Genomic DNA, 12,325 nt, shown 5'->3' with positions numbered 1-12,325 from the left:
GAAAACCTACGCTGTCAATATCATCTATCATAATAATATCTGCAAATTTTATATTATCTATTTTGGCATCTATACTTGATTTCAAATCTCTGTCCTGAGCATTTTTATTGAATAAATTTTTATGCATATCTTCAAAAATAGATGCTCTCATATACAATGGCTTGATATCATTAATAGCATATATCTGCCATAACATTTTAAGCATTGTAGTTTTACCTGTTCCGCTTTCTCCTTCAATATATAGAGAGTTCATACTTCCTAAGTCTAAATATTTTTTTATAGAATTGATTAAATCCGTTTGATTAAATCTTTCTGCAAAAATATTTAATGTCATATCATTGTCCAATTGACTAAATGCCATATTGTATTTTTTTATTGTTGTTTCCAGCTCTTCTATTTTCCTTTCCAGCTTACTCTTTTCATCGCTCACGCAATGACATATAATAGGAAGTAGATTTTTTTTAGAAGATGTATCAGGATTGCTGCCTATAACAAATCCAAACTCATCGCATTTTGTGCAGTGAGGGTCTTTGCCTTCTCTTGCCGTTTTTTTCAATTCTTCCAAATGTTTTTTATAGCTAAGAAGGCAATAACTGCTATCCGCAATTTGCAATTTTAGCATACGCTTCATTTATGTTTCCTCCTTTTTCTAATTCATTTAATAAGAAATCTAATTTATCAAGCCCTCGAGGTATTGAATATTTTTTATCATTAATAGCTTCTTCTTTTTTCTCATCTGATTTTTTATCTTCTGTTTTTTGCAGATTTCCTTTCAATGCTAATCCTACCAAGTTTTGAAATTTTATACTGTCTCTTTTATTTTCTGCTAATCTTAAAAAATATTCTTTAGCAGTTATTAAAGCATCATCTATATTGTCCGTAGTTCTTTTTCTATAATGCTCTAATAAATACTCTTTATATTTTGTATTTTTTCTGAAATCTAATTTAAACCCTAAAACCTCTTCATGCACATTAAAATATTTATCCCAGAAGTTTTTAAAATCCTCAGCTTCTTTTTTATCTTCTTCTGTTTTTTCTTTTTTAATTAATTTTCTAGGCTGTAAAGGTTCTGTGTTTATATCTTCACCGAATAAACTAGGCTCGTCATATTTCTGCTCAACTGGCGCATCCATATTGCGTATTGCTCTGTCTTCTTCAACTAGCATTTCTATGGCTTTTTTTAATCCTGCAAAATTATATACCGTTCCTGTTCCGCAGAATCTATTGTCTTTATAGATATTTCTAGTTGAAAAAGTTAGATAGCCTTTCAGCAATAAACTTTTTCTTTGTCTGTAATATCCTCTTGAAGCTGGATTAATATCCTTGTCTCTTATCTCTCCATTTTCTTTCCAATTTAAACTCATTACAGCAATTATAAACTCAAACTCGCTTGCAGTAAGTCCTAGTCTTTTTCTGTAATAAATTAATGTATTCGGTATAGAGGTAAAGCCTCTGTCAAGCATAGCATCGCCGTACGTTGCTATTAAGTATTCGCTTTTTACTTTTGGTGTTTCTGTAGTCATAGCACTGCTCCGCATAAATATTTTTTTGATTTGTTTTCAAATGATTTAAATAAATTTATGTTGTATTGATTTGTTATTTTTTTAACTGATGGATAGTTAAAAGATATGCTCAGATTTATATTAAAAAAGTTGTAAAAAAACTTTTTATTTGCTCTTATTATTTTCGAGATTTTTAAAAATTGATTTTGTTTTAAATCTAGTATGTTTTTTAAGCATACTAGATTTTTTATTATGTCGGTTAGTGGAAATTTTGAAACTCGTACCGCTTTCCATATTCTTTTGAAATTCGTTAAAATAATAATTTTTTGTACGGTTATTATTTTTTATGAAATTTTAAATTTTATTTAGTATATTTTTTATGAAATTTATATACATATTAAATTAATAAACTAAATTGTATTTATTTTGTAATAAAAAAAGGAGCTTTTTAATGAAGCCCCCTAATATAAAAATCAGTTATTTCTGTTATTACTTATTATTGTAAAGCAGGTAAATACCAAGTTATACCTGTATTAGCACCGAATACAATAGGTACACCGCTAACACCATTACCTTGAAGTTTAGGTACTCCGTTATTAACATCCATTTCAAAATACCATTCAAGATCCTGAACAGGTCTTATATAGATTTCTCCATAAGCCTGCCAGTATAATGTATGTGTAAGAGCACTTCCTTTAATTCCGTCATCTAGTACTCTATATCCTAAACCAGGTTCAAATATTAAATTAACATAGTCAGTATTAACGCTTAAAGATACGCTAGGTATGATTTTTAAGTCATAAGATTCTCTGTCATAAGCTGTTTCGCCGGCTGTAGCTTCTCTCCAACCTTTTGCAGCCCAAGCTGTGTATCTTTGATCGAAACCGCCAGGTAATAAACTACCATCAACTAATTTACCTTTAGCACCTACCGTAGATCCAAAATCAACTCTTAAGAATGGGTTTACAGTTACATTGTTTATAACTGTGTTCAAGAAATGAAGTCTTAATTGGAAACTTATAGATTGTGCGGTATATTTATCAGTTTTACCAGCAGCATCTACTCCATTATATTGATTCAATCCGTAATTGAATTCAAATCTTATGTAGTTGAAAGCATCTATTCCTGTATAATATCTTATTTGTGCAGGTATGCTTAAACCTAAATAATCTTTTCTATCTATATTACCTGATTTACCTATATCTTTTTCTACTGCTATGCTTACAGGTATAGCCACTCTTAAATTATTATTAACAGCATTGAATGTAATAACAGGTGTATGAGTATTTATTCCTTTAGTAGCTTTAGTTTGGATAGAATTATTTGGATCAGTATAAGTATAGTTATAACCTACACCAACACCGAAACCGTCTCCAGTATAACCTATACCAGCAGAAATAGTAGCTTCTAGTGGATTTCTGTCATTTTTATTGCCTGTATTTAAGATGCTTCCGTTAATAAGTGTATTAGCTTTGAAACCGAAAGTACCTTTAATAGTGCCGTTGCCTAGAGTGAATCCTACTTGGTTCATTCTAGCTCTTAACTGGTTGCCATGTATGAGGAAGAACAGCCAAGTATTGTCTGCACCATACATACCAAACACTGATCCGCTAGCTATTGTTAAAATAGCCATTACAGTTAATAAAAACTTTTTCATTTTTATTTTCTCCTAAATTTTTATATATAAATATTATTATATAAAAATTTTTTTAAAATTCTATAAAAAATACAAAAATTTTTATATAATAACAATAATATATATTTTTTTTCAATAAATATTATCATCTATATTTAATTTGTACTTTAATTATATTAATATATGTATTTAGGTATAGTTATACAAATTAAACTTTGATATTAAGTATAAAAAGTTTGAAATATAAATATATATTAAAATTTATTCAATATATAATTATTTATTTTGTGAAATATAGGTATATAAAAAATATTGTTTTAATTTTTTATCATTAATAGATTATAATATTAAAATTATTTAATAAGGTTTCTGCTTTCATAATAGTCTTTCCATTTTTTACCATATTTTTCAGCTTTTATTTTTACAGAGTTATTAAAATAGTTTTTTAATTTTGGTAAATCATCTTTATTTTCTTTAGCAACGCTTCCTATTAAGTTTCCTACAATAGTATCCATTTTGATATTTTTATCGCCATAATAATAAGAATGAAGTGCTGACTGATAATAAACGGATACAGCTTCAGCGGTACTCATAACAGAGTTTAATTCCTGTATTTTAGCATTTTCAAAACTCTTTCCGCTTCTAAGCTCATTAAATGTAGTGGCAAGTATATCTACAACATCATACTCAATATCAATATCTATATCTGCAAGATCTAATAAAGTTTTGCATTGATTAGTTATTATTTCACCTTCAAGTTTAGGATTTTTTATAGGCTCAACAGTTTCAAAATTAAATCTTCTTTTTAAGGCGCTGCTCATTTCATTGATACCCTTATCTCTAGTATTGGCTGTAGCTATGATATTAAAGCCGGCATTTGCAAATAGTACTCTGTTCTGCTCTGGTATATTCATAATTTTATCGCTCAATATACTTATAAGCGAGTCCTGTATTTCTAAAGGACATCTTGTAATCTCTTCGAATCTTGTTATTATTCCCTCATTCATACCTATATAAACAGGTGAAGGTATAAGGGCTTCTTCTACAGGACCTTTTGCAAAAAGCATAGCATAATTCCAAGAGTATTTTATATTATCTTCATTAGTTCCTGCTGTTCCCTGTATTGTTATAGTGCTGTTTCCGCTTATAGCTGCTGATAATAATTCGCTTAGCATAGTTTTAGCTGTTCCCGGTTCTCCTACGAGCATTAATCCTCTGTTTCCTGCCAATGTTATTATTGCTCTTTCTACTAAGGCATCATCTCCATAGAATTTTCTTTTTATTTCTACACCGCTTTTTAATTTTTTACCCAATATAAAATCTCTTACAGCCTGAGGGGATAGGTTCCAATTTTTTGGTTTACTATTTTTATCCTCATTTTTTAAGGCTTCAAGCTCATCTTTATAAAGTTCTTCCATTAAAGGTTTTTGATGTATTTTTTCTTCATTATTATTAATATTATCTTTTTTCATTGCCATAAAAAACTCCGTTGTTAAATATCTAAATCAAAAATTTACTGAGAAATAGTTTTTCTCTTTTCCCATAAAAATAAACCTATACCTATTAATATAACAGCTATTCCTACAAACTGCTTAAAACTGATACTTTCATGTAGTATGAAATATCCTAATATACAAGTTCCTACAGCTTCGCCTAATATAGTCATAGATATTATAGTTGCTGAGAAATATTTTAAAAGCCAAGTAAATATTACCTGTCCTAGCATTGTAGATATGAATGTAATGCCTAATATATTAATCCAAGTATTCAATGAATATCCTATAAAAGGTATCTTCATTATATATGATAAAATTCCTAAGAATATAAAGGCGCTAAAATAAGTTAAGCTAATCCAAGTTAAAGCTGATAATCTTTTTCTAGTATATTGTCCTATGATAAAGTATGTGCTTATAAGTCCTGACGATATAAAAGCTATAAAATCTCCAAGCAATGCTTTTGAGCTTATTTGAAAATCTCCCCAGCCTATTATTACAGAACCCATAACTGCTATAACAAATCCCAAAATAGCTAATTTAGAATACTGCTCTTTAAAAAAGAAATGTCCTGCTACGAATGCGAATAATGGCTGCAATGTTACTATCACTGTAGAACTTGCAACCGATGTAAGGCTTAATGATTGAAACCATAAAAAGTAATGAAGTGCCAGAGAAAGTCCTGATATTATAGAAAGTATTATTTCCTTCCTACTAATAGATAAAAGTTCTTTTCTTGAAGATTTCTTTGATATGGTTATAACTGATATAAAACAAAATGATATAAATATTCTATAAAATGCTATTATAGATGAGGGGGCATTAGCTAGTTTAACGAATATTGCCGAAGCGGATAATGCCATAACTCCTATGAGTAAAAATATAGCCATAAAAATTAAACCTTAAATTAATTACAATATAATATATTAAAAAAATACTATTGCAAGATAAAAACTTCCAAACTTTTTAATTTAAAGATTTTTCTATAAATCCCGCCCTTTAGGTTTTCTGCTTTCATTTCAAATTACAGCCTTATTTATATATTTTGCTTTATTTGAAAAAATGATGCCCACCCAAGTTTTGATTAGATTTAAAATGCATTTAACGCACGGTGTACGGACTTTTATTTATTGTTTAAATTATAATTCAAAATCATCTTATATTTAAAATTTTATTCTGCGTGCGGTTTTGGAAGCATCAAATTTAAATAAATCTTGGGTGGGTGCTTTGATTTCTAATTAGATAATTAAAAGAAGAGAAAAACAGAAATTTCAAAATAAAATAATAAGTCTAAAGGGCGGGCAGATATAAGTAAATTTATATTTGCAAATGCAATAAAAAAATGTAAAAATTCTTTGACAAAAGTTCGATTTTTCAGTATATATAATATGTAAGAATTTTATATTTTAATATAAGGAGATATCTTGTATTATGAAGAAGTATATTTTTATAATAATGGCATTGATTTCTAATATAGTTTTCGGATACAATCAGACATTTAAAGTAGGCGAATATATAAAGTATGATGTTTTAGCACAAGTCCCTGAATTTAATATAAGTGGAAAGGTTGGTATGCTTGAAGCAAAAGTACTTGCTATAAGTAATGTTAACGGAATACCTGCTTATCATTTATATGCTCATGTTTACACTACAGGAGCGGCTAATTTACTTTATAAAGTAAGTGATATATTTGAAGCATGGGTAAGTACTAATGATTTTAAGCCTATCATTTTAAAGAAAGATACTTCAGAAGGAGATTGGACTAATAAAGAATCTTTAACTTTTTTTAATAATTATTATTTATTCAATGATAAAAGAACAGTTGATGAGAAAATAGAGTTTGAGGGTATGGCTTTTGATGCTTTATCACTTGTATTCTTTATGCGTTTTGTTGATAAAAATATTGGTACGTTTAAAGTGAATTGGCTTGAGGGAAAGAATGTTAAAAAAGATATAAGATTTACTATAGAAAATGGAGAAGATTTAAAGACTAAGTTAGAGAGAGATAAATTATCTACTGTAAGAATATATGAAAAAGATAAATATGGTACAGATGCTTTGATTGCTAAAGATAAATATAATCAGGTTCCTTTAGATGTTATTATTGCAGAACAGAAAGTTTACGGACTTACAATAAGGGTTAGGGGAATAATCAGAGAATATAAAGACGGAAAATAACATATAATATAGTTATTAAAAAGAGATAGTAATTATTATACTTACTATCTCTTATTTTTTGATATAAAAATCATTTGCTAGCTTCAAATTTATCATTAATTTCCTTTACTAAACTGTCTATAAGCTCATCGCTCATACCATGTCCGCGGCATCCTTCTTCTAGACTTTCCCAACTTGCAACATGACAGCCTACGCAATGAAGTCCTCTGCCCATCATTATTTCTACAGAATCTGGAAAGATTTGTATAATTTCACCTATACTCATAGTTTTGTTTATCATATTTATTACCTCTTTTTAATTTTTATATGTTTATAATACTATTAATATATTTTTTTGTCAAAGCGTAAAATATCTATTTAGAATAGGGTAGAAGTTATTGAAATTTTTAATGTATTTTCTTATATAATTTAAGTTTAATTCGCCTGTATTTTCCAATGCTTTCTTTTCCATTTTAGCCATTCTTCTTACATCATTATGCTTTCCTAGTTTTTTGTATATTCTTTTCAATGTCATTATGATATATATGTTATTGGAATAATTTTCTATATTTTCAAATAATGTTAAAGAAGTAACTAAATCAAATCCTTCTATATTATTTAGAGCAAAGTATGAATATAATAATGCTACATAATCATGAGAATTATTCCCCAAAGCATCAACAGTTTTTTTTATTATATCATAAGCCATTTCTTCATTTTTCTCTACTCCTATTGCTTTATAATAACAATGAGCTATAAGACCATTTGAGCATGAGCATTTAGAATTACTATTTTGGCATATTGTTATAGCTCTATTATATGTTTCAAAAGCTTTAAAATCATCCTGTTCTACTCCGCGTCCTAATTCATATGCTTTTCCTATAACAGTTAAAGCACATTCCAAGGTATTATCTATATCAAATGCTATATTTGCCATAGAAATAGCTAATTCAGGATATGGTGTTATGATATCTCCATAAAATAATTCTTTAGCATATATATGATATGATATTGCATCATTTAATTCTAAAGCTTTTTTTAACATTTGTATGCCTTCATTAATATATTCATTAGGCATATTGTAAAGCATTATTTTAGCGATAGATCTGTATATAGGAGCTTTATCAAGATTACTATTTAAACATATTTTGAAATTATCTAGTATTAATTTATAGTCATTAGAGCCTATCATTTGAAGAGAATGTGCATATATAAATCTTATATAATATATTTCATCATCATTATCATTTACATATTCAAAGAATTCTCTGCATAATTGTGCAGCTGCCTCATAATTTTTTATTTCATAATTAGAAAATATTGATAAATAATAAGTAGAATATTTATATTCAATCTTATCTATATGAGATAAATACTTCAAAGCCTCTCTATAATCATCATCATTTTTAGCATAATTATGATATAATTCTGCGATTTTTTCATAAATCCATGATTCTTTATTTTCATTTAATATTTTTTTAAATTCTGCTATAGCTTTTTTTATTTCGCCCTGATAAGCATATAAGTTTCCTCTATAATATCTATACTGAAGACTTTTTATTCCTATTACGTCTATAACTTTATCCAATAAATAAAAAACTTCTGCTAAATCTTTTCCTTCTTCCTGACTGTCAGGATAATTTTCATTTTCATTTTCTATAATCAAATCATGCAATGCCTGAATCTTACCAAGTAAAGCATTTAATCTATATTTATTATTATGTTTTAAGAGTTCATTATAATTTTCTATAGCTTTTCTGTAATTTTCTTTATTAAAATACCATTCAGCTCTTTCATATATTGCATTATAATTTGATGCGTTTAATTCTACAGCTCTATCCAAAAAGAATATAGCATCATCATAAAATTCAGATTTTGTGCCGTTTTTAGCAAGTATTATACCTTTAAGAAAATAAGCATCATCATAAAAAGGAAAATCATAAATAAGCTTATTGGCTTCTATATCTGCTTTTGTGAGTATATTAAGATTATAATAACAAAGTCCTCTTTCAAATCTTGCTACTTTGCTGTTTTCAGGCTTTACATGGCGTATAAAATCATCATAATATCCTATAGCCTGATGAAAATCTGCCTCATTTTCTCCATTATTTAAATAGCTGCTTGCAAGTATTAGTAGAGCATCATAAGCTGTATTATCTTTTTCAAAAAGTATTTGTGCATACTCTCTTTCTTTATCCACATTTTTTAAATCTCTGTTAAGATACATTAATCCTCTGTATGCATCAATTATATTAGGATCTATGTCTATTGATTTATTAAGATCATATTCTATAGTGGCATATATCAAAGCTCTTCTGGCATCATATTTATTTTTATCGAATTCTTCATTTTGAAGTTCTATAAATGCCGATTTTCCTCTCATATAAAAAGCTCTAGCATTATCCGGTTCTCTTGATATAATAAGATCCAACTCTTCTATGGCTTTTCTGTAATCGCCGTCATCAATATATTTACTTATTTCATCTAAGGAGCTCATAATATACTCTATACCCTAGCAATTATGTTTAATAAAAATTGAAATACTATTCTAAGTATCATAGGAACAACTAATTGAAGAACTAAAAGAAACACTAATGGAGATAAATCCAGAACTCCAACAATAAGCCTTCTTCCTCCAAATATTTTATCTATAATTCCGTCAGTTATTTGATAGAAAAAGTTTATTATAGGATTATAATAATCTAAATGCATAGCTCCGAAAGCCTGAAGCCAGCTTAATATAATCCATACAAACCATATAAAAGAATAAAGTCTTAAAGTCTGCATTAATAAATAGTATATAAATCTAATTGTTTCTATTAACATATATTTCCTGTATATTATTTAATATTTTTAAGAGCCTCATCTATATTATCAGCGGTATTTACTATAGTTAAAAACTTAGTAGCTTCAAATAATGATTTTAATTGTTTGCTTAAAGAACAAAAATAAACAACTCCCCCATTTTCTCCGGATATTCTCAATGCTGAGGCAATAAGTCCTAAAGCAGATGAGCACATATATTCTATATTATGAAAGTCAAATATCAAGTTTAATACACCAGCATTTTTAATAAAATTTAATTTTTCTTCTAATATATCTACATTTTCAGATATTATATTTTTTTCTATATTTATTATAGCCGTTTTATCCTCAATGATTGTACGAACCATGCAAACTCCTTTAATAAGATGAAAATAGAACCATATTTAACAATTTTTAATATATTATAAAACTTTAAAAAATCAAGCAGTTTTTTATTTATAGCTTTATTGTTTATCCCATTCAATAAGTATAGGGCAATGATCGCTTCCCATAACATCCGTTAATATATCAGCCCTTTTTATATTAGGAGCCATTTCATTATTAACAAAGAAATAATCTATTCTCCAGCCCACATTCTTTTCACGTGATCTGGTTTTCATATCCCACCAGCTGTAATGTCCGCCTTCTTTAACAAACATTCTAAATGTATCTGTAAAGCCTTTATTTAAAAATTCAGTTATTTTTTCTCTTTCCTCAGGAAGAAAACCTATACTCTTTTCATTTTCTTTAGGTCTTGCCAAATCTATAGCTTCATGTGCGATATTCATATCACCGCATAATATTACATTAGTGTTCTTTTTTAATTTACTTAGATGTTTTGTTATTTCATCATAGAAAGAAAGTTTATACTGAAAATGTTCTTCAGATTTTCCGCCGTTAGGGAAATAAACATTAAATATAGTAAAGTCATCAAATTCTAATGACAATATTCTTCCTTCTCTGTCTGAGAATTTACTTCCTAATTTATTTTTAATTTCTTTATTTGGTTTTAATTTAGTATATATTGCAACACCGCTGTATCCTTTTTTTATTTCAGGATCAGCAGGATTAATGAAAAGTTCGTATCCTTCTATATTTCTTAGATCTTCCGGCAGCTGTTCTTCAAAAGCTTTAGTTTCCTGAAGACATATTATATCCGGATTTTCTTTTTTTATAAAATCTACCAAACCTTTTTTGTATGCTGCTCTTATTCCATTTACATTCCAAGATATGATTTTTAATATACTCATTATTTTTTAATGCCTTTTATATGATTATATCTATATTATAAACTTTATGCTATAATAATACAAGTATATAAAAAAGCCGTATAGTTTTAAAAAAATAAACTTATAAAATGTATTATTATTATTATAAAATTTAAATAAGATTGATTTTTTTTTATTATTGTATTATGATATATATATAAATATAATTTAAGGTGTATTTGTGAAAGTAAGATTTCTTGGAAGCAGAGGATCTATACCAACCCCAGGTAGTAGTTTTAGTGAATATGGTGGAAATACATCTTGCATTCAAGTGATAGATGATGACGGTACTTATATAATATTAGATGCCGGAAGCGGATTAAAGAATGCAAGTTATTATGCTTTAAAATCAGAAAAAACAGAAAGTATAATATTATTAACTCATTTCCATTGGGATCATATAATAGGAATACCTTTTTTTGCTCCTTTCTTTTCGGATAAATACAGCTTTACAATTTATGGTCCGAAAGATTCTTCTACAGAAATGTATGATACTATAAACAATATACTTGCTAAAGATTATTTCCCTGTTAATTTAGAGCAATTTGCGGCTAATCTTAAATTTGAAGCATTTTATGAAGGCAAAAAGATAACATTCGGAAATATGGTTATAGAAAGTATGTGGGTTAATCATCCTTGCCATACTCTTTCATATAAAATAACTTCAGGCAATAAAACTGTTATATATCTTACAGATCATGAACCTTATAAAAAGCGTCTTCATGCACAGCATCCTTCGCTTTCACATTACAATCATAATGCTGATTTGCTTCATGCAAGATTAATAGACTTTGTAAGGGGAGCTAATGTTCTTATCATAGAAGGCGAATATACAAAAAGCGAATATTATAACGGACATGTAGGCTGGGGACATTCTACTTTAAATGATGCTATTCAGGTAGGACTCGATGCTGATGTGCCTTATGTCATACTTCATCATCATAATCAGGAAAGAACAGATGCCCAAATAGATTTAATACATAATAAGTTAATGGCTTTCCTTAAAAAAGAAGAAATTGATTTACAGCTTGCCTTTGCTAAAGAAGGTTCTTATATTAATATATAAATTAATGTTTTTATCATACCTAAACAACTACATTTTGTCAATTTTTAGTTATTTATGAATGTAAATAATATTTTTCTATAATATAAAATATTATTTTATATTGGTTAAACATGTTTTACAAGTAAGATAAATTATTAATTTTGTAGAATAATAAGTAATCAGCCGCACGTATAGTTGGCTATCCATAATGATTTGCAATACTGTGCGGAAAGCCTCCGCGAAGCGTACCCAATGGGTATAGGCGAATAGTTGACGAACTTAAAAATTTTATTTCTTTATTCTTATTTGAATATGTTAAAATTATTAAAAATCTAAATTTTATAGTATATTGAAATGTGTATTATGCAATATATAAAAATATTTTATGTATATAAAAAGCAATAGACATTTATAACGCC

General features: G+C 27.6%; 12 protein-coding genes. 2 read left to right on the top strand and 10 right to left on the bottom strand.

Annotated elements, in window-relative coordinates:
* From BRSU_RS11780 to BRSU_RS11760, 5 genes are all read right to left on the bottom strand, one after another.
* The coding region (locus BRSU_RS11780; protein ID WP_048595650.1) for a P-loop NTPase family protein at window positions 1-631 on the bottom strand (631 nt) is incomplete at its 3' end.
* Window positions 597-1,523 carry a hypothetical protein gene (locus tag BRSU_RS11775; protein ID WP_048595648.1) on the bottom strand — a complete coding sequence of 309 codons (927 nt, stop codon included), beginning with the start codon at window positions 1,521-1,523 and terminating at the stop codon, window positions 597-599. The genes BRSU_RS11780 and BRSU_RS11775, both read right to left, overlap by 35 nt.
* A gap of 475 nt (window positions 1,524-1,998) precedes the next feature.
* Window positions 1,999-3,159: a variable surface family protein gene (locus tag BRSU_RS11770; RefSeq protein ID WP_048595646.1), complete on the bottom strand. Its 1,161-nt coding sequence runs from the start codon at window positions 3,157-3,159 to the stop codon at window positions 1,999-2,001.
* Window positions 3,160-3,491: 332 nt separating this feature from the next.
* Complete coding sequence (locus BRSU_RS11765; protein WP_048595685.1) at window positions 3,492-4,610, bottom strand: ATP-binding protein; 1,119 nt, start codon at window positions 4,608-4,610, stop codon at window positions 3,492-3,494.
* Between the two features lie 41 nt (window positions 4,611-4,651).
* A complete protein-coding gene (locus BRSU_RS11760) occupies window positions 4,652-5,521 on the bottom strand; it encodes a DMT family transporter (RefSeq protein WP_048595644.1) in 870 nt (289 codons plus the stop codon).
* Window positions 5,522-6,062: 541 nt separating this feature from the next.
* Here BRSU_RS11760 and BRSU_RS11755 point away from each other — a divergent pair.
* Window positions 6,063-6,809, top strand: coding sequence for a DUF3108 domain-containing protein (locus BRSU_RS11755; protein WP_048595643.1), 747 nt, complete (start codon window positions 6,063-6,065; stop codon window positions 6,807-6,809).
* A gap of 70 nt (window positions 6,810-6,879) precedes the next feature.
* On the opposite strand, the gene BRSU_RS11750 is transcribed toward BRSU_RS11755, so the two are convergent.
* The 5 genes from BRSU_RS11750 to xth form a co-directional block, all read right to left on the bottom strand.
* Window positions 6,880-7,089: a DUF1858 domain-containing protein gene (locus BRSU_RS11750; protein WP_047112589.1), complete on the bottom strand. Its 210-nt coding sequence runs from the start codon at window positions 7,087-7,089 to the stop codon at window positions 6,880-6,882.
* 57 nt (window positions 7,090-7,146) lie between these two features.
* Window positions 7,147-9,285 (bottom strand): tetratricopeptide repeat protein, encoded by a 2,139-nt coding sequence (locus BRSU_RS11745; protein ID WP_048595639.1) that lies wholly within the window; start codon window positions 9,283-9,285, stop codon window positions 7,147-7,149.
* An 8-nt stretch (window positions 9,286-9,293) separates the two neighbouring features.
* Window positions 9,294-9,614, bottom strand: coding sequence for a YggT family protein (locus BRSU_RS11740; protein WP_048595638.1), 321 nt, complete (start codon window positions 9,612-9,614; stop codon window positions 9,294-9,296).
* Window positions 9,615-9,628: 14 nt separating this feature from the next.
* On the bottom strand, window positions 9,629-9,961 hold the full coding sequence (locus tag BRSU_RS11735; protein ID WP_048595636.1) for an STAS domain-containing protein: 333 nt from the start codon (window positions 9,959-9,961) through the stop codon (window positions 9,629-9,631).
* Between the two features lie 96 nt (window positions 9,962-10,057).
* A complete protein-coding gene (gene xth / locus BRSU_RS11730; RefSeq protein ID WP_048595635.1) occupies window positions 10,058-10,843 on the bottom strand; it encodes an exodeoxyribonuclease III in 786 nt (261 codons plus the stop codon).
* Between the two features lie 199 nt (window positions 10,844-11,042).
* On the opposite strand from xth, the gene BRSU_RS11725 reads away from it, so the two are divergent.
* Window positions 11,043-11,927: an MBL fold metallo-hydrolase gene (locus BRSU_RS11725; protein ID WP_048595633.1), complete on the top strand. Its 885-nt coding sequence runs from the start codon at window positions 11,043-11,045 to the stop codon at window positions 11,925-11,927.
* The last annotated feature ends 398 nt before the right edge of the window (window positions 11,928-12,325 follow it).

The sequence above is a fragment of the Brachyspira suanatina genome (assembly GCF_001049755.1).
In the GTDB taxonomy this organism is placed as follows: Bacteria; Spirochaetota; Brachyspiria; order Brachyspirales; family Brachyspiraceae; genus Brachyspira; species Brachyspira suanatina.
Note: the sequence above shows the minus strand (reverse complement) of the source record. Positions and strands in the feature narration are given on the sequence as shown.